Raw genomic sequence first — 16966 nt, forward strand, 5'->3', positions numbered from 1 at the left:
TTCTGGCCTTTACGGCTTGTTGCTTCAGGCGGTTTTTCTGGCCGGACGGCGCCCGAGCGCGTGTTGGGAAAGCACCATGAACGGGGCGCCAGGTTCGGGCTCGATGAACAACGTCAGCGCGTCCACCGGAACCGGCTGGCGCAGCACCTCGGCGAACAGGCCCTCGATTGCCAGGCAAAGACGAGGGCTATCCTGTGGCCCGGCCCTGCCGGACAGCGTCATGTGAAAGCGGAAGCTCTCGAAGACGTAAGGGTAGCCCCATTGGCAGAGATTGCGGAATTCGCCCGGCTTCAGCGAGTCCGGGCTGCGCCGCTCGATCTCGGCCTCCGTCAACGGCGCGCGAAAGCGGTCGAAATCGCGCACCACATCATCGGCGAAGCGATTGAGCGGAGGCAATGGCGCCTCCGGCACCAGTGCGAAGAAACCGTCGATCTGGCTGACGACGAGACGCGGGATCATCACAACCGGCGTCGCCTCGGCAAAGGCGTCGAGCGCTGCGCGCAACGAGGCTTCGGTTTCGTTGGCCGCTAACCGGAAAGGGGCTTTCAGCGTTGCGTGAAAACCATAGCGCCGTGCCGATGCGGTGTGGAAGGCGACTTCCGCCGCCGACAAATCGCCCACCGCCTCCACCGGTCGCGTCGCGGCGCCGAACGGGTCACGGCCCAGCCAGTTGGCGGCGATCCGCGCCAATTTTTCGTCCTGTTGGGGGGTGAAGTAGATGGCGTAGCGCATCGAAAATCCTCGTCAGACCGTTGCCATAGGTGATTTCCATGACGGATTGACGAAGCTTTGAAGGGTTTTCGAAGGCAAATCGACTCCGCCGGTCCTTAGCCGACGATTTTTCTGATCTGGACCAACAGGTTCAGCCGTGAACGCGCAACGGTCAGGCCTTCATCAGCCATTCGTGCTCGGGCGCATTGTGGAATTTCCACGTCCGCTTCGGGCCGGCCATGACGTTGAGATAGTAGAGATCGTAGCCATGGCAAGCCGCGCAGGGGTGATAGCCCTTGGGCACCAGCACGACGTCGCCGTCCTCGATCGCCATCGCCTCGTCCAGCGCGCGGGAGCCGTCCTTGTCGGCGTCGGTATAGACCCGCTGGAAAGCAAAGCCCTGCGGCGGGTTGAGGCGGTGATAATAGGTTTCCTCGAGATAGGATTCGTTAGGCAGATTGTCCTGGTCGTGCTTGTGCGGCGGATAGCTCGACGTATGGCCGCCGGGCGTGATGACCTCGACCACCAGCAGCGAATCGGCCGGCTTGCCCTCGGGCAGGATGTTGGTGACGTAGCGCGTATTGGTGCCCTTGCCGCGCACCTCCTGGCCGAGGTCGTCAGGCCCGATGACGCGAACCGGCAGGCCGCCGCTCAATCCCGGCGCCGAGCAGACCGCCAGTTCCAGTCCGCTATCAGCCGTCACCGACCAGTCCGATCCCTGCGGCACATAGACCGACCATGGTTTGCCTTCGAAGGGCGACATGCGCTGGCCAAGCAGGCCGAGATCCTTGCCGCCGGCCGTGACCGTGCCCTTGCCGGTGACGAACACCAGGCAGACTTCGCGATCGTCCGTTGTTCCCGAAGCCGTTTCGCCCGGTTCCAGCCGGTGCAGGTCGAACCCGACATAGGTCCATCCGGCGCTTTGCGGCGTGACATGCGCGACACGGCCATGGCCCTTGTCGGCTTTGACCAGCAGCTTCGACATCCGGTTACTCCTTCGGTTCGACTTCGGCGGGCGCCTTGTTCTCGTCGGCCGGCTTGTAGAGATAAAAAAACTGCCAGACGCCATAGCCGGCGAAGCCCAGCGCGATCACGCCCCAGAACGGCGTGCCGCTCGCGAATTCGATGATCGACCAGATGACGCAGACCGCGACGACGGCGACACGCCGCCATAGGGGCCGGAAGAAGGGGTGCTCGGAATCTTTCATCGCGGCAACCTACAGCAAGCCCGGCCTGGCGAGAACCCGATCAGACATCGGGGAAGCCCTGGGTCTCGACCGTGTAGCCGGCCGCCGTCATCACCCGCATCAACTCCTTGTGGCCCACCTGCGCCATCTTGAGCGGCGGGTTCTTCTTCGGGTCCTGTTCGGCCTCGACCACGAACCAGCCTTCATAGCCGTGGTCGGCGAAACGCTGCACGATGGCGCCGAAATCCAGCGAGCCGTCGCCCGGCACGGTGAAGGCGCCGAGAGCCACCGCATCGAGGAAGGACTGCCTCGTGCGGTCGAGCTTCTCGATCACGCCCATGCGTACATCCTTCACATGCACATGGCTGATGCGCTTGTGGTGATTGTCGATGGCGCGCAGCACATCGCCGCCGGCAAAGGCCAGATGTCCAGCGTCAAGCAGCAGCGGAATGCCCGCTCCGGAATGGCGCATGAAGGCGTCGAGCTCCGCCTCGGTCTCGACCACCGCCGCCATATGGTGATGATAGGAAAGCGGCATGCCTTGCTCGGCGCACCATTCGCCGAATTCGGTCAGGCGCCTGGCATAGGCCTTCATCTCGTCGCTCGAGAGTTTCGGCTTGGTGGCGAGCGGCTTCGAGCGGTCGCCCTGGATCGAACGGCCAACCTCGCCATAGACGATGCAAGGCGCGTTGACCGCCTTGAACAGGTCGATCATCGGCTGGATGCGATCCTTGTTCTTGCTCATCTCCTCGTCGACCAGCGTGCCCGAGAACCAGCCGCCGCACAGTGTGACGTCAGCCGCCTTCAGGATCGGCAGCATCACCTTGGGGTCCTTGGGAAAGCGCCGTCCCATCTCCATGCCGGTGAAGCCGGCCGAACGCGACTGGCGTAGGCACTCCTCCAACGACACGTCGTCGCTGAGTTCCGCAAGATCGTCGTTCCACCACGCGATGGGGGACATGCCCAGTTTGGCTTTCAAGTCGTCACTCCGGTTCTTGTTCACCCTCCCCCTTGTGGGGAGGGTCGCTGCGAAGCAGCGGGGTGGGGGTGCGGCGCCAGACCCCACCCGGACCTTCGGTCCGACCTCCCCACAAGGAGAGGTAGGGGGTGGGCAGCGCCGAGATCAATCGCCGACGCTCTGCATCCGCCGCTTCTCGTCATAGACCTTGCGCGCCGCGTTCACTTGGCTGCGCTCGGAGACTTCCGGCACCGCCACGTCCCACCAGTGGCCGCCGGCATCGGTGGAGACCAGCGGATCGGTGTCGATGACCAGTACCGTGGTGCGGTCGTTGCCTTTCGCCTGAGCCAGCGCCGTCTCCAGCCCTGCGATCGACGAGACCTTCTCGGCGATCGCCCCCATGCTCGCGGCGTGCGCGGCAAAGTCGACGTCGGGCAGCACCTCGTGGCGCGCGTCCTTCAGGAGATTGTTGAAGTTGGCGCCGCCGGTCGCCATCTGCAGCCGGTTGATGCAGCCAAAACCCCTGTTGTCGAGCAGCACGATGGTTAGCTTCAGGCCGAGCATCACCGAGGTGGCGATCTCGGAATTGAGCATCAGGTAAGAGCCGTCGCCGATCATGACGACGACCTCTTCGTCAGGCTTGGCCATCTTGGTGCCGAGCCCGCCCGCAATCTCATAGCCCATGGTCGAGAAGCCGTATTCTGCGTGGTAGGAGCCGGGCGCGCCGGCCTGCCAAAGCTTGTGCAATTCGCCCGGCAGCCCGCCGGCGGCGTTGAGCAGCGTCACGCCGGAGCCCATGGCGCGTTGCACGGCGCCGATCACCTGCGCGTCGGAAGGGTAGGCGGCATTGGTCGACGCCGTCACCTTGGCGGCTTCGGCCTGCCATTCCTTCTTGCCGGCTGCCGCATTGTCGGTCCAGGCGGATGGCGCCTTCCAACCCTTCAGCGCGGCACCGAGTTCGGCCAAGCCTTCGGCCGCGTCGGCGACCAGCGGCGATGCCCGATGCTTGCCGGCATCGAAAGGCTGCACATTCAAGCCGATGATGGTCTTGCCCGAATTCTTGAACAGCGCCCAGGAGCCGGTGGTGAAATCCTGCAGGCGCGTGCCGATGGCGAGCACGACATCGGCCTCTTCCGCCAGCCGGTTGGCGGCCGACGTGCCGGTGACGCCGATCGCCGCCATGTTGAGCGGATGATCGTCCGGCAGCGAGGATTTGCCGCCCTGCGTTTCGCAGACCGGAATGCCGGCGCCTTCAACGAATTTCGCCAGTTCGTCCGAGGCCCGAGAATAGAGCACGCCGCCGCCGGCGATCACCAGCGGCTTGCTTGCGCTCTTCAGCGCTGCAACCGCAGCCGCCAATTCAGCCCGGTCCGGGCGCGGCCGGCGCTGGCGCCAGACCCGTTCGGCAAAGAAGCTCTCGGGATAGTCATAGGCCTCGGCCTGCACGTCCTGGCAGAGCGACAAGGTCACCGGCCCGCATTCGGCCGGGTCGGTCAGCACGGCCATGGCGCGGTTGAGCGCCGGGATGATCTGCTCCGGCCGCGTGATGCGGTCGAAATAGCGCGACACCGGACGAAAACAGTCATTGACCGTCGCCGTGCCGTCCGAAAAATCCTCGGCCTGCTGAAGCACCGGATCGGGAACGCGGTTGGCGAAGACGTCACCCGGCAGAAACAGGACAGGCAACCTGTTTACATGCGCAAGTGCCGCCGCCGTCACCATGTTGAGCGCGCCGGGCCCGATCGATGAGGTGGCGGCCATGAAGCGGCGGCGGAAATTGGCCTTGCCATAGGCGATCGCCGCATGCGCCATCGCCTGTTCATTGTGGGCGCGGAAGGTCGGCAGTTTGTCGCGCACCTGGTAGAGCGCCTCGCCGATGCCGGCAACATTGCCGTGGCCGAAGATGGCCCAGACGCCGCCGAAGATCGGTACCTTTGCGCCGTCGATCTCGGTCATCTGTTTGCTCAGGAAACGGGTCAGCGCCTGCGCCATCGTCAGGCGGATTGTCTTGCTCATTGGTTTCCTCCGCAGTCCCTGTGCCCGTGCCTTCTTATGCTGCTTTACGGCCGCGCGCGGCAAGCCATGCCTCGGTCAGTTGCTCGAAGCGCGATGCCATGTCGGCAATCGCTTCGTCGTCCGACATCTTCCCGGAAAGCCATTGTTCGGCGGCATTGATGAAGATGGTGCGGCCGACCGCGAAACCCTTGACGATAGGCGCCTTGGCCGTCGCTGCGAAGGCGGCCTCCAACTCGTCCTGCGGCGCCTCCAGGCCGAGCAGCACGACTCCGCGGCACCAGGGGTCGTTCTTCAGGATCACGGCCTCGATCTTCGTCCACGCGCCTGCGGATGCCTGCGGTTCGAGCTTCCACCAATCCGGCTTGATGCCGAGTGCATAGAGTTCCTCAAGCGCGCGCGGGATGGTCTTGTCGTCGAGCTTGCCGTGCTTGCCGGCGATGATCTCGATGAGAAGCTCCCTCCCCACTTTCCGCGCGGCCTCGAACAGGGCGCGCAATTTCTGCTGCTGTTCCTCCTTCAAGCCCGGCGGATCGTCGGGATGATAGAAGCACAGGCATTTGATGCAGTGTTCGACCGGCCATTCGGTGAGCTGCGAGCCGATATCCTGCGAGAATTCGAAACGCAGCGGCCGCGAGCCCGGCAACTCTACCGGCCGCCCGAGCCAGGCAAAGGAATGCCTGGCGAATTCGAACATCGCCTCGCGGCCATGTCGCTCGTCAAGCAGCATGCCGTAGCCGTCGCGTCCGGCGGCGACCTTGGCCGCCGCCTTCACCGTCAGCACCTTGAAATCCTCGATGCGCGAGGCATCGGCGCCGGTCTTGGCCGCGACGTCCTCGAGCTGCACCCGGTGATCGCAGGCGAACGCCATCAGCGAGGGAATGTCGTGCCGGCGCGTCGTTGCCCAATGGATGTGGTTGATCGCCTCGTCCTTGCGCAAGGCCAGATGCCTGCTGCCGTGCTCGAGGAAGAACTGCAATTCCTCGAAGGTCGGATATTCCGGCGCGCACAACAGCCGCGACACGGCGAAGGCGCCGCAGGCATTGGCCCAGGTCGCCGCCGTGGCAAGGCTTTCGCCGCCCAGCCAGCCGCGCAGGAAGCCCGACATGAAGGCGTCGCCGGCGCCAAGCACGTTGTAGATCTCGATCGGAAAACCCTTGCCGACCACGCCGTCCTCGAGATCGTCGCTGATAGGCCCGTCATAGACGATGCAACCCATGGCGCCGCGCTTCAAGACGATGGTGGCCGGGGACAGCGAACGGATCGTCTTCAGGGCGCTCAGGCAGTCGTCGGCGCCCGAGGCGATCATGATCTCTTCCTCGGTGCCCACGACGAGGTCGCAATCGGGCAGCACCGTCTTCAACTGCGCCGAGACGCGGTCGGACTTGACGTAGCGCTCAAAACCCTCGGCGTGGCCGGCCAGGCCCCAGAGGTTCGGCCGGTAGTCTATGTCGAACACGACCTTGCCGCCCTTGGCCTTCATGATGCGGATCGCCTTGCGCTGGGCGGCATCGCTGTTGGGCCGGGAAAAATGCGTGCCGGTGACGACGACCGCGCGAGCCGAGGAAATAAACGCCTCGTCGATGTCCTCCTCGGCCAGCGCCATGTCGGCGCAGTCGGAGCGGTAGAAGATCATCGGCGAAACGCCTTCGCTCTCGACCGAAAGCAGCACCAGCGCGGTCAATCGCTCCTTGTCGGTCTTCAGCCCGTCGGTGTTGACGCCTTCGCGCTTCAATTGTTCACGGATGAAGCGGCCCATCTGCTCGTCGCCGACCCGCGTCAGCAGCGCCGAACGCAGGCCGAGCCGCGCCGTGCCGACCGAGATATTGGCGGGGCAGCCGCCGACCGACTTGGCGAAGGAGGTGATGTCCTCCAGCCGCGAGCCGATCTGCTGGCCATAGAGGTCGACGGAAGCCCGGCCGATGGTGATGACGTCGAGCGCAGCGTATTTCGCGTCCACGGCTTCGCTCATTGGAACCTCCCGTCGGGCCTGTTATGTTGGGGTACACGCGCGAGCGGCAGCGTGGCGCCGAAAAATATGAAATAATAATTCCAATCCATAGTCAATATGGAATGAGCATTCCCCGATCTAAAATCGCCTTTTGCCTTCCCCTCAGGCCTTGCGCCCCTTGCCGGGGTTGCGCCGCTTCTCGCCGACGCCAACGGTCAGCGCCATGGCCAGCGCCATCGTCGCCGATAGCGAGCGGAAGCCGGCAAAATCCGCCTCGGCAACCTCGAACCAGACGCTGGCGAACTGAGCAAGCGGTGAAAACGAGCTGTCGGTGATGGCAATGATCGGCACGCCCTGTTCGGAAATCGTGCGCGCCTCCTCGATCGTGGCCGGCGCATAGGGCGAGAAGGAAATGGCGACGACGGCATCCGCGGGCGTCGCAAAGCTGACCATCTCGGCGTTGAGGCCGGCGGCTGATTCGATCAGCTGGTTGCGGATCTTCAGCTTGCCAAGCGCATAGGCGATGTAGGACGCCACCGGATAGGAGCGCCGCTTGGCCAGCACATAGATGGTCTGTGCCTTGGCCAGCAGGGAAATCGCTTCTTCCAGATGCGCGTCGTCCAGCGTGCGCGAAATGTCGTTGAGCGAGGTGCTGGCGGCGGCGACGAAGCCGTCGAAGATCGCCCGGTGGCCGGCGCCGCCCTCGGCCTTGGCGCGCAGCGCCTGCAGCCGTTCGTCATAGGAGGAGTTGCGCTCGCGCAGCCGTTCGCGAAACACCTGCTGCAGGCTGGTGAAGCCGTCAAAGCCGAGCTGCTGGGCAAAGCGGATCAGCGTCGAGGGCTGCACGCCGGCCGAGGCGGCGATGCTGGCGGCGGTGCCGAAGGCGATATCGTCGGGATTGTCGAGCGCATAAGCGGCGATCTGGGCGATGCGCTTGGGCAGGCTTTCGCGCCGATCGAGGATCGTGGCGCGCAGCGTCTCGAAGTCGCGAGGTACCCGTTCGTCCATCGTCGGCCCGTCCAAGCTCATCGGTGAAGCGTCCTCTCTGCCCCATCATAGCGAGGCTGCGCAAGAACACCATAAAAAATGAGGCAGACATTCCATTCCGAACAAAAATGGACTAATTCATCCACGTAGCATCTATGACGGTGGAGGAACGGAAAATGGTCGGCGTCGGTCTTATCGGCACGGGATTTATGGGCAAGTGCCACGCCATCGCGTGGAGTGCCGTCGGCGCCGTCTTTCCAGACATGACCAAACCGCGGCTTGTCCATCTCGGCGAGGTCAATGAGGATCTCGCCAGGCGCAAGGCCGGCGAGTTCGGTTTCGCCAGGGCGTCCGGTGACTGGCGCGCCGTCGTCAACGATCCCGAAGTGGACGTCGTCTCGCTCACCACGCCCAACCAGTTCCATCCGGAAATGGCCATCGCAGTTCTCGAGGCCGGCAAGCATTTGTGGTGCGAAAAGCCGATGGCGCCGAGCTTCGCCGAAGCCGAGGCGATGGCGGCCGCGGCGAAGAAATCCGGCAAGGTCGCGGCGCTCGGTTACAATTACATCCAGAGCCCGGCCATCCGCCACATCGGCGCGCTGCTCGACGAAAACATCATCGGCGAGGTCAACCATCTGCGCATCGAGATGGACGAGGATTTCATGGCCGATCCCGAGGCGCTGTTCTTCTGGAAGCACGAGGCATCTTCCGGCTATGGCGCGCTTGATGATTTCGCCGTGCATCCGCTGTCGCTGGTGTCGACCCTGTTCGGCCGCGTCGCCAGCGTCATCTGCGACATGGCCAAGCCCTATGCCGACCGCAAGCTGGCCGCCGGCGGCCGCCGCGCGGTCGAGACCTACGACATTGCCTCCGTGCTGATGCATCTGGAGAACGGCATCGCCGGCACGCTTCTGGTCAACCGTTCGGCCTGGGGCCGCAAGGGCCGCATCGCCGTCCAGATCTTCGGCTCCAAGGGCTCGATCCTGTTCGACCAGGAGCGGATGAATGAGTTCCAGCTCTACCTCACATCGGATCGCCCGACCGAACAGGGCTATCGCACCATCCTCGTGTCGCCACAGCACAAGCCCTACGACCTGTTCGTCCCCGCGCCCGGGCACAGTCTTGGCTTCAATGATCTCAAGATCATCGAATGCCATGAACTGCTGACCCGGCTCGCCGGCAGACCGGCGCGGCTCATCGAATTCGACGAAGGTCTGGAGATCGAGCGCACCGTGCATGCGATGGCGCGATCGTTCGAGGAGAAGCGCTGGGTGGATGTAAGGTAAGGTTCGCTCCGCTGGTCGGTTTAGCCGGCGGCCGCTGCGTTGACTTCCCACCCATTGACCCAGATCTGCCGCAACCGATCGCCTTCGCCCTTGAAGCGCAGTCCCGTCGGCTGGCAATCCTCGATGCGGTCGCTGCGGAAATTGCGGATCGCCTGGCGCAGCTCGCACCAGGCGACGATGTTGGCGGTCTCGGCGTAATAGATCAGCGCGATCGGGCGGATGAGGCGCTCGGAAGCGCGGCCAAGCTCGTCGCGATAGGAGAGGTCGAGCTTCTCCTCGTCGCGTATGGCGCGGCGCACCAGCGCCAGGTCGATCGCACCTGCAGAGGGCGCGGCGAATCCCCACGCATGCAGCGCATTGGCGTCGAGGGTCTGGCGCAAAGGCGGCGGTACCGCGCCGGCGATCTTGGCGCCGACGCGCTTGGCTGCCTGCTTGAGCTCGTCGTCGCCCGTGCGCTCCAGCAGCGCCAGTGACAGGACGATCGCCTCCATCTCCTCGATCGAAAACATCAGCGGCGGCAAGTCGAAGCCGGGGCGCAGGATATAGCCGATGCCCCTCCCGCCCTCGATCGGCACGCGCATGGCCTGAAGCGCTGCGATGTCGCGATAGATCGACCGTATCGTCACCTCCAGCTGCGCGGCGATCATTGCCGCCGTCACCGGCTGCCGCGCCAGCCGCAGGATCTGGATGATCTCGAACAGGCGCGACGCCTTGCGCATTTTTCTCACCCGTTGCCGATCACAACTGACACATCATCGTCAGTTGGTTCGGCCTATAGGATCGTCTATCGGATTGAAAATCAACAGGTTCCGCTGCGGCTGGGCCGAGCGAGGCGACAGGCTACTGACATGAGCTATGCTGAAAATCTCTGGCTGTTCTTTATCCTGCTGTTCGGCATCATCGCCGTTCCGGGCATGGACATGCTGTTCGTGCTGGCCAATGCGCTGACGGGCGGGCGCGACAGGGGCCTTGCCGCGACCGGCGGCATCATGGTCGGCGGCATGGTGCACACGCTGAACGGCGCGATCGGCGTCGGCCTGCTGATGCATTTTTTGCCGATCCTGTTCAAGCCGCTGTTGATTGCAGGCGCCGCCTACATGGCCTTCATCGGCATCACACTGATGCGCAGCTCCATCACTGTCGGTCGCGACGGGCCCGCCGGCAGCCGCTCGGCATGGAAGGCGTTTCGCCAAGGCCTTGTGACCTGCCTGATCAACCCGAAGGCCTACCTGTTCGTCCTTGCCGTCTATCCGCAGTTCCTGAAAACGGACTACGGCCCGATCTGGATGCAGGCGACGGTGATGGGCCTGCTGACCGTGCTGACGCAGGCCGCGATCTATGGCGGGCTCGCAATATCGGCCGGCCGCAGCCGCAAGTTGCTGATCGCCAATCCGCGGGCGACCATCCTTGCCGGCCGGGCGGCTGGGCTGCTGCTCTTCGCGGTGTCCGTGTTCACCGCATGGGAAGGGCTGAGGGCGGCGTAGTCTTGGGTTGGACCCGACCCGCCGCCCTTCACCTGGGACTCCGGCCGAATCAGGCGGCGCCCTGCTGCGTGGCGAGAAGCTCGTCCAGCTGCTCGAACGTCTCGGACATCGCATCCGCCGCCCCGGCGCCGGCGTCGAGGGCTTCCTTCGAGGGATAGAGCTCGCGCATGACCAGCAGCGTCTTGCCGCCTTTTTCCTCGAAGGTCACCGTGGTGACGGGTCCACCCTCACCCCCTTCGTCATTGGTCCAGACGAGGCGCGAGTGCGGTGTCACTTCGAGATACCTGCCGAAGAACTCGGCAGGGTTCGAGCCGTCATGCCCGAACACCAAACGGTACCCGCCTCCCACACGAACATCCATCTCGCAGGAACGCAGGAACATGCCCATCGACTTCGGCACCCACCACTGCTTGAACAGCTCAGGCTTGGTCCACGCCTCGAACACGATGCGCGCAGGCGCGTCGAAGCTTCGCGTAACGACCAACTCCCGGTCGGACCTCCGTTCCACCGTCGTGCGTTTGGCCTCACTCGCTCTTCCTGCGTCCATCGACGTCCTCCTTGCGTTTCAATTCCTCGATAACCTTGTCCAACTCGTCGAAGCGTGCGGCCCAGAGCTGGCGGTATCTCTCGATCCATGCGGTCTCCTCCTCCAGGCGGCGTAAGCCCAGCTTGCAGGTCCGCACGCGCCCGACCTTCCGAGTCGTGACGAGTCCCGCCTGCTCCAGGACGCCGACATGCTTCTTCATGCCCGTGAGGGTCATGTGGAATTTCTGGGCCAAGTCCGTGATCGAAGCGTCCGCACGGCCGAGCTGCTCCAGAACGCCGCGCCGGGTGGCGTCCGAAAGCGCGGCGAACGAGGCATCCAGGCGGGTCGCGGAATACTGAACCATTTGGTTCAGTATGTAACACGCGGGTCGGAGGCGTGCAAGTGAGGTGGAGCGCTGCGGGCCCTAGGGCGGCGTGGTCCTGGGCTGAAACCGGAAACGCCGCCCTTATGCTCCAACCGGATCAGGCGGCGCCCTGCCGGCTCTCCATCAAGGCGCGGCGCGCCGACCGGCGCCATTCCACGGCGCCGGCAAGGCCGTGCAGCACCGTCTCCGTGGCCGCCCAGTCGATGCAGCCATCGGTGATGCTCTGGCCGTAGACGAGCTGCTTGCCCGGCACGACATCCTGCCGGCCGGCGACGAGATTGCTCTCGATCATGACGCCCATAATGCGCTCGTCCCCCGCCGCGACCTGTCCTGCCACGTCAGCCGCGACCTTGGGCTGGTTCTCCGGCTTCTTGGCTGAGTTGGCATGGCTGACATCGATCATCAGGCGGGGCGCGATACCGATGCGGGCGAGTTCGACCGAGGCGGCCTCGACGCTTGCCGCGTCATAGTTGGGCTGAACGCCGCCACGCAGGATGACATGGCAATCCTCGTTTCCGGTCGTTGCCGCGATGGCGCTGCGTCCGCCCTTGGTCACCGCCATGAAATGATGCGGCTGCGCGGCCGACTTCACCGCCTCGGCGGCGATCCTGAGATTGCCGTCGGTGCCGTTCTTGAAGCCGACCGGGCAAGAGAGGCCCGAGGCCAGCTCGCGATGGATCTGGCTCTCGGTCGTGCGCGCGCCGATCGCGCCCCAGGCGACGAGGTCGGCGATGTATTGCGGCGTGGTCATGTCGAGGAATTCGGTCGCCGCCGGCAGGCCCAGATTGTTGACGGCCGACAGCACATTGCGTGCCATCCGCAGCCCCTTGTCGATGTTGAAGCTGCCGTCGAGGTCGGGGTCGTTGATCAGGCCCTTCCAGCCGACCGTCGTGCGCGGCTTTTCGAAATAGACCCGCATCACGATCTCGAGCCGGTCGGACAATGTCTCGCGCAGCGCCGCCAGACGGCTGGCATAGTCAACGGCCGCGACCGGGTCGTGGATCGAACAGGGGCCGACGATGACAACGAGCCGGTCGTCGGCCCCCGTCAGGATGGAGTGGATGGCGTTGCGCGAGGCGGCAACGGTGCGCGTCGCCGTGAGTGAGCGCGGTATCTCGCGCATCACCTCTTCCGGCGTGCTCAGCAGTCTCAGTTCCTTGACCCGAAGGTCGTCTGTGGTGGTCAACACGGCTTCTGCTCCTGGTTGGGAGACCTGCCGGCTGAAACAAAAAAGCCGCCAGGTCTGGCGGCTTGTCGGACTGTTTGCTGCAATCTTCAGATCGAGCGCAATCCTCCCGCCGCCAGCGAGCTGCTAAAGTACCAATAGGTGGCGGTCAGGTGGATCATGCGGCTCATATAGTCGAAGCGGCGGCGTTTGTCACGTACCCTGGTAGCAAGCAATTTCAGGTGAGGGCCGAGCCTTTGCGATTTCGTCATTCTAGGGCTAAGCAGGAGCGAAGCTCCGTCGCGGAGACCCTGGGATCCATGCCGCGACCTAGATGGGAGAGTGCTGCGGTGCAGAATCTTGCGCCGTAGCGACGGCCCGGAAGTCGCGGCATGGATCCTCGGGTCTGCGCCGCGTCGCTGCGCTCCTTGCTCCGCCCGTGGATGACCACCTGGTTAACGGTTTCGCTTACGCGGCCGCTACTCCGGCGACGCCCCAGCGATGCTCTGGTCGTAGTCGACCAGCGAGCCGGTCATCACGCCGGACTGCGGGCTGACCATGTAGCTGATCAGCCGAGCCAACTGGTCCGGCTTCACCAACTGGCCCATCGGCTGCGCGGCCTCGGCCTTCTCAAGCCAGTCGTCGGGTGCATCGTGCCATTTCTTCTGCACGATATCCTCGCCCTCGGTGTCCATCCAGCCGGGCAGCACGGCGTTGCAACGGATGCGGTTGAAGCGGTAGGCATTGGCGACATTCTTGGTCAGCGTCATCAGCGCGCCCTTGCTGGTCGAATAGGGCGTCAGGAATGACTGGCCGGTATGCGCCGACATCGAAAGCACGTTGACGATCGATCCGGGGGCCTTTTTTTCAAGCAGATGCGCCACCACGCCCTGCATCAGGAAGAAGGGTCCTCGCACATTGGTGTCGAAGATGGTGTCGAAGAGCTCCTCGCTGGTCTCCACCAGCGAGCCGCGCGCGGATGTGGCGGCGGCGTTGACCAGGGCGTTGATGGTGCCGAAATGCGAAAGCGCGGTGGCGACGGCGCGCTTGCAGTCGGCCACCTTGGAGACATCGGCGCTGATGAAGATCGCGTCGACGCCCGACTTCTTGAGGCTGGCGACTGCCTTGTCGCCCTTTTCCTGCGAGCGGCCGATCAGGGCCAGCGCCCGGCAGCCTTCGTCCGCCAATGCCTCGGCGACCGCGAAGCCTATGCCTTGTGCGCCGCCGGTGACGATGGCGCGCGTTTGTGAATTGCGATCGGCTGATGCGCTCATCGCTCTGCTCCTGTGCTTTAAGTCGTTACTTGTCGAGGCGGACGGTCTGGCCTGATGTCGCCGATTTCAGCGCCGCATCCGCCAGCCGAAGTGCGATGAGCCCGTCCGTCCCGCTCGGTGCTGCCTTCTTGCCCGACGTCGCGGCGGCGATGAAGGACGCAATCTCGATGGCATAGGCATCGAGATAGCGGGTCATGAAGAAGTCGTGCAGCGGCGGGCGCGTATAGCCCTTCTCATTGGCCAGTTCGATCGACACCGGCCGCTGGTTCTCGGCCGCGACCATGCCTTTCGAGCCATGCACCTCGATGCGCTGGTCGTAGCCATAGGTGGCGCGGCGCGAATTGGAGATGACGGCCTGCTTGCCGGAAGCCGTTTCGAGGATGACGCTGACCGAGTCGAAATCGCCGGCCTCGCCGATCTTCTTGTCGACCAGCACCGAGGCATGCGCGCTGACCGCCACCGGCTCTTCGCCGAGCAGGAAGCGCGCCATGTCGAAGTCGTGGATGGTCATGTCGCGAAAGATCCCGCCGGAGCGCGCGATGTAGTCGATCGGCGGTGCGCCCGGATCGCGCGACGTGATGGTCACCATCTCGACCACGCCGATGGCGCCGTCATCGATTGCCTTGCGCACCGCAGCGAAGTGCGGGTCGAAGCGCCTGTTGAAGCCGACCATCAGCGTCGCCTTGGCCTTCTCGACCACGGCCAGGCACTGCTCGACCCGCTTGACGTCGAGGTCGATCGGTTTCTCGCAGAAGATCGCCTTGCCGGCCTTGGCGAAGCGCTCGATCAGGTCGGCATGGGTGTCGGTCGGCGTGCAGATCACGACCGCGTCGATGTCCCCGGATTTCTCGATGGCATCGATGGTGCGCACCTCGGCGCCGTAGGCCGTGGCGAGCTCGCTCGCCGCCTTCTCGAATGCATCGGCAACGGCGACCAGTTTGGCCTGCGGATTGGAGCCGACGGCGCGGGCGTGGACCTTGCCGATGCGGCCGGCACCGAGGAGGGCGAAGCGGAGAGTCATGGAAATTTCCTCTGGGGAATGGTTCGAAGGTTGGCGGGGCGCCGGTCATGCGCGCAGGTGTTTTTCCGGTCAAGACAAGATCGACAGGGAGGCGATGACCGCCGCCTCCGCGCCCGGCCTAGGCCGCGAGTTCGGCCTCTCCGGTCTTGGCGCCGGTGATGTAGGAAACAATATCGTTTCCGTCGGTGTTCTCCTTGCGCAAATTGGCGACGATGCGGCCGCGCCGGAAGACGACGATGCGGTCGCAAAGGTCGAACACCTGGCGCATATTGTGGCTGATCAGGATCAGCGGCTCGCCATTGTCCTTCAGCGTGCGGATGATGTTCTCGACCTGCGCGGTCTCCTGCACGCCGAGTGCTGCCGTCGGCTCGTCCATGATGATCAGCTTGGAGGCGAAGGTCGCGGTCCTGGCGATCGCCACGCACTGCCGCTGGCCGCCCGACATGTGGCGGATGGTGTTCGACAGGTTGGGGATTTTCACCGCCGTGCGCACCAGCGCGGCTTCGGTCGCCTTGCGCATCCCCCGGCGGTCCAGGATCGAAAACGGTCCCAGATTGAACAGCACTTTTTCTCGGCCAAGGAACAGGTTCGACGGCACGTCGAGGTCGTCGGCCAGCGCCAGGTTCTGGAACACGGTCTCGATGCCGGCCTCTCGCGCCTCGATAGGGCCCGAAAAATTGACTTGCTTGCCGTCGAACCAGATCTGGCCGCTGGTCGGTTGCTCGACGGCGGTGATCTGGCGCACGAAGGTCGACTTGCCGGCGCCATTGTCGCCCATGATGGCGACGTGTTCGCCCTTGCGCAGCTCGAAATTCGTGCCTTCCAGCGCCTGCACGCCGCCATAGCGCTTGGTCAGGTTTTCGGTCTTCAGGACGATGTCTGACATGGTCAAGCCCTCAATGCCCGCAGGCGTTGGCGCCACTGGTCGAGAACGACGGCGCCGACGATGATCACGCCCTTGACCATCTCCTGGTAGTAGGCGTCGAGGCGCAGGAAGGTGAAGCCGGAGATGATGACGCCGAAGATCAGCGCGCCGATCACCGTGCCGATGATCGAGCCGCGGCCGCCCGACAGCGATACGCCGCCGATGACCGCCATGGCGATGGCGTCGAGTTCGTACATCACGCCCATGCCGGCCTGGGCGGTGAGGTTCTTGGAAGACAGCACCACCGCGGCGAGCGACGCGAGTATGCCGGCGATGACGTAGACCAGGATCTTGTGGTTGGCGATCTTGATGCCGGACATGCGCGCGGCGTCCTCGTTGGAGCCGATCGCATAGCAATGCTTGCCGTATCGTGTGTAGGTCATGATCAGCTGGAACAGCACGGCCAGCGACAGGAAGATGATGACGGGCATCAGGCCCTTGCCGATGGCGGCGAAGCTCTCGGTCGGGAACGAGATGGGCTGCCCCTTCGACCACCATTTGGCGATGCCGCGCGCGGTCACCATCATGCCTAGCGTGGCGATGAAGGGCGGAATGCGCGTGTAGGCGATCAGGGCGCCGTTGACCAGGCCTGCCAGCAGCCCGCAGCCGATGGCGACCAGCACCGGTACGATGACCGGCAGGTCGGTCCAGCCCTGAGCCAGGAACATCGCCTTGGGATTGGGGTTGCCGTTGACCGTCGCCACCTGGGCGAAGCTCATGGCGATCATGGCGGTGGCGCCCACGATCGAACCCGACGACAGGTCGATGCCGCCCGATATGATAACCTGCGTCACGCCGATGGCGATGATGCCGACGATCGATACTTGCAGGATGATGATCTGTAGCCGCGCCTCGTTGAAGAGGCCGCCGACATTGCTGCGGGTGTTGAACAGGAAGCTGTCGCCGAGGAAGACGCGGCCGATCAATTCGAAGATGACGACCAGAATGACGAGCGCCAGAAAGACGTTGAATTCCGCCGGCCATATGCGCTTCTTCGCATCATAGCTGACCCCGCCGACGCCATGAGATGTCTGTGCCAATCTTCTATCCTCCGTCAGCCGCGGTCGCTCCTGGCACCATGAAAGCGCCGAGA

The 16966-nt window shown here is 64.2% G+C and carries 18 protein-coding genes; 2 read left to right on the plus strand and 16 right to left on the minus strand.

From position 1 onward, the window contains the following. Window positions 1–24 precede the first annotated feature (24 nt). From FJ959_RS04740 to FJ959_RS04770, 7 genes are all read right to left on the minus strand, one after another. Window positions 25–732 carry a DUF1045 domain-containing protein gene (locus FJ959_RS04740; protein ID WP_140561734.1) on the minus strand — a complete coding sequence of 236 codons (708 nt, stop codon included), beginning with the start codon at window positions 730–732 and terminating at the stop codon, window positions 25–27. Window positions 733–883: 151 nt separating this feature from the next. After that, complete coding sequence (gene iolB / locus FJ959_RS04745; protein ID WP_140524146.1) at window positions 884–1696, minus strand: 5-deoxy-glucuronate isomerase; 813 nt, start codon at window positions 1694–1696, stop codon at window positions 884–886. A gap of 4 nt (window positions 1697–1700) precedes the next feature. Beyond that, entirely contained in the window at window positions 1701–1919 is a 219-nt protein-coding gene (locus FJ959_RS04750) for a DUF3329 domain-containing protein (RefSeq protein WP_140491266.1), read from the minus strand. Between the two features lie 40 nt (window positions 1920–1959). Next, the gene (gene iolE, locus FJ959_RS04755; protein WP_140524144.1) at window positions 1960–2877 is read right to left on the minus strand and encodes a myo-inosose-2 dehydratase; all 918 of its coding nucleotides are present in this window, start codon (window positions 2875–2877) and stop codon (window positions 1960–1962) included. Window positions 2878–3021: 144 nt separating this feature from the next. Continuing rightward, window positions 3022–4872: a 3D-(3,5/4)-trihydroxycyclohexane-1,2-dione acylhydrolase (decyclizing) gene (gene iolD, locus FJ959_RS04760; RefSeq protein ID WP_140524142.1), complete on the minus strand. Its 1851-nt coding sequence runs from the start codon at window positions 4870–4872 to the stop codon at window positions 3022–3024. 34 nt (window positions 4873–4906) lie between these two features. Beyond that, the gene (gene iolC / locus FJ959_RS04765) at window positions 4907–6841 is read right to left on the minus strand and encodes a 5-dehydro-2-deoxygluconokinase (RefSeq protein ID WP_140628749.1); all 1935 of its coding nucleotides are present in this window, start codon (window positions 6839–6841) and stop codon (window positions 4907–4909) included. Window positions 6842–6982: 141 nt separating this feature from the next. After that, window positions 6983–7828, minus strand: coding sequence for a MurR/RpiR family transcriptional regulator (locus tag FJ959_RS04770; protein WP_181165350.1), 846 nt, complete (start codon window positions 7826–7828; stop codon window positions 6983–6985). 155 nt (window positions 7829–7983) lie between these two features. Between FJ959_RS04770 and FJ959_RS04775 the strand changes: the two genes are divergently transcribed. Beyond that, on the plus strand, window positions 7984–9093 hold the full coding sequence (locus FJ959_RS04775; protein ID WP_140491256.1) for a Gfo/Idh/MocA family oxidoreductase: 1110 nt from the start codon (window positions 7984–7986) through the stop codon (window positions 9091–9093). Between the two features lie 20 nt (window positions 9094–9113). On the opposite strand, the gene FJ959_RS04780 is transcribed toward FJ959_RS04775, so the two are convergent. Then, a complete protein-coding gene (locus tag FJ959_RS04780) occupies window positions 9114–9812 on the minus strand; it encodes a YafY family protein (RefSeq protein WP_140491254.1) in 699 nt (232 codons plus the stop codon). A 129-nt stretch (window positions 9813–9941) separates the two neighbouring features. Here FJ959_RS04780 and FJ959_RS04785 point away from each other — a divergent pair, with 129 nt between their 5' ends. After that, window positions 9942–10577: a LysE family translocator gene (locus FJ959_RS04785; RefSeq protein WP_140561739.1), complete on the plus strand. Its 636-nt coding sequence runs from the start codon at window positions 9942–9944 to the stop codon at window positions 10575–10577. A 49-nt stretch (window positions 10578–10626) separates the two neighbouring features. On the opposite strand, the gene FJ959_RS04790 is transcribed toward FJ959_RS04785, so the two are convergent. The 8 genes from FJ959_RS04790 to FJ959_RS04825 all read right to left on the minus strand — a co-directional run bounded on the left by FJ959_RS04790 (window position 10627) and on the right by FJ959_RS04825 (window position 16913). Then, entirely contained in the window at window positions 10627–11124 is a 498-nt protein-coding gene (locus FJ959_RS04790; protein ID WP_140524136.1) for an SRPBCC family protein, read from the minus strand. Beyond that, entirely contained in the window at window positions 11102–11467 is a 366-nt protein-coding gene (locus FJ959_RS04795) for a metalloregulator ArsR/SmtB family transcription factor (RefSeq protein WP_140524135.1), read from the minus strand. The genes FJ959_RS04790 and FJ959_RS04795 overlap by 23 nt, the downstream gene beginning before the upstream one ends. Before the next feature lie 118 nt (window positions 11468–11585). Further along, complete coding sequence (locus FJ959_RS04800) at window positions 11586–12677, minus strand: 3-deoxy-7-phosphoheptulonate synthase (RefSeq protein ID WP_140524133.1); 1092 nt, start codon at window positions 12675–12677, stop codon at window positions 11586–11588. Between the two features lie 86 nt (window positions 12678–12763). After that, window positions 12764–12925 carry a hypothetical protein gene (locus FJ959_RS31560; RefSeq protein ID WP_181167258.1) on the minus strand — a complete coding sequence of 54 codons (162 nt, stop codon included), beginning with the start codon at window positions 12923–12925 and terminating at the stop codon, window positions 12764–12766. Between the two features lie 207 nt (window positions 12926–13132). Further along, window positions 13133–13927 carry an SDR family oxidoreductase gene (locus tag FJ959_RS04810; protein WP_140517731.1) on the minus strand — a complete coding sequence of 265 codons (795 nt, stop codon included), beginning with the start codon at window positions 13925–13927 and terminating at the stop codon, window positions 13133–13135. A 25-nt stretch (window positions 13928–13952) separates the two neighbouring features. Next, the gene (iolG, locus tag FJ959_RS04815; protein ID WP_140524129.1) at window positions 13953–14948 is read right to left on the minus strand and encodes an inositol 2-dehydrogenase; all 996 of its coding nucleotides are present in this window, start codon (window positions 14946–14948) and stop codon (window positions 13953–13955) included. Between the two features lie 118 nt (window positions 14949–15066). Further along, window positions 15067–15834, minus strand: coding sequence for an ATP-binding cassette domain-containing protein (locus FJ959_RS04820; protein WP_140628752.1), 768 nt, complete (start codon window positions 15832–15834; stop codon window positions 15067–15069). Between the two features lie 2 nt (window positions 15835–15836). Continuing rightward, on the minus strand, window positions 15837–16913 hold the full coding sequence (locus FJ959_RS04825) for an ABC transporter permease (protein ID WP_140491235.1): 1077 nt from the start codon (window positions 16911–16913) through the stop codon (window positions 15837–15839). Window positions 16914–16966: the final 53 nt, after the last annotated feature.

Origin of the sequence: Mesorhizobium sp. B2-2-4, assembly GCF_006442375.1 — a bacterium.
Taxonomy (GTDB): Bacteria; Pseudomonadota; Alphaproteobacteria; order Rhizobiales; family Rhizobiaceae; genus Mesorhizobium.

Coding starts and splice junctions, on each gene's coding strand:
- FJ959_RS04795 (WP_140524135.1), bottom strand. CDS start 11,467: ATGGTTCAGTATTCCGCGACCCGCCTGGATGCCTCGTTCGCCGCGCTT.
- FJ959_RS04780 (WP_140491254.1), bottom strand. CDS start 9,812: ATGCGCAAGGCGTCGCGCCTGTTCGAGATCATCCAGATCCTGCGGCTG.
- FJ959_RS04740 (WP_140561734.1), bottom strand. CDS start 732: ATGCGCTACGCCATCTACTTCACCCCCCAACAGGACGAAAAATTGGCG.
- FJ959_RS04750 (WP_140491266.1), bottom strand. CDS start 1,919: ATGAAAGATTCCGAGCACCCCTTCTTCCGGCCCCTATGGCGGCGTGTC.
- FJ959_RS04820 (WP_140628752.1), bottom strand. CDS start 15,834: ATGTCAGACATCGTCCTGAAGACCGAAAACCTGACCAAGCGCTATGGC.
- FJ959_RS04775 (WP_140491256.1), top strand. CDS start 7,984: ATGGTCGGCGTCGGTCTTATCGGCACGGGATTTATGGGCAAGTGCCAC.
- FJ959_RS04790 (WP_140524136.1), bottom strand. CDS start 11,124: ATGGACGCAGGAAGAGCGAGTGAGGCCAAACGCACGACGGTGGAACGG.
- FJ959_RS04770 (WP_181165350.1), bottom strand. CDS start 7,828: ATGGACGAACGGGTACCTCGCGACTTCGAGACGCTGCGCGCCACGATC.
- FJ959_RS04785 (WP_140561739.1), top strand. CDS start 9,942: ATGAGCTATGCTGAAAATCTCTGGCTGTTCTTTATCCTGCTGTTCGGC.
- FJ959_RS04810 (WP_140517731.1), bottom strand. CDS start 13,927: ATGAGCGCATCAGCCGATCGCAATTCACAAACGCGCGCCATCGTCACC.
- iolG (WP_140524129.1), bottom strand. CDS start 14,948: ATGACTCTCCGCTTCGCCCTCCTCGGTGCCGGCCGCATCGGCAAGGTC.
- iolC (WP_140628749.1), bottom strand. CDS start 6,841: ATGAGCGAAGCCGTGGACGCGAAATACGCTGCGCTCGACGTCATCACC.
- iolD (WP_140524142.1), bottom strand. CDS start 4,872: ATGAGCAAGACAATCCGCCTGACGATGGCGCAGGCGCTGACCCGTTTC.
- iolB (WP_140524146.1), bottom strand. CDS start 1,696: ATGTCGAAGCTGCTGGTCAAAGCCGACAAGGGCCATGGCCGTGTCGCG.
- FJ959_RS31560 (WP_181167258.1), bottom strand. CDS start 12,925: ATGACGAAATCGCAAAGGCTCGGCCCTCACCTGAAATTGCTTGCTACC.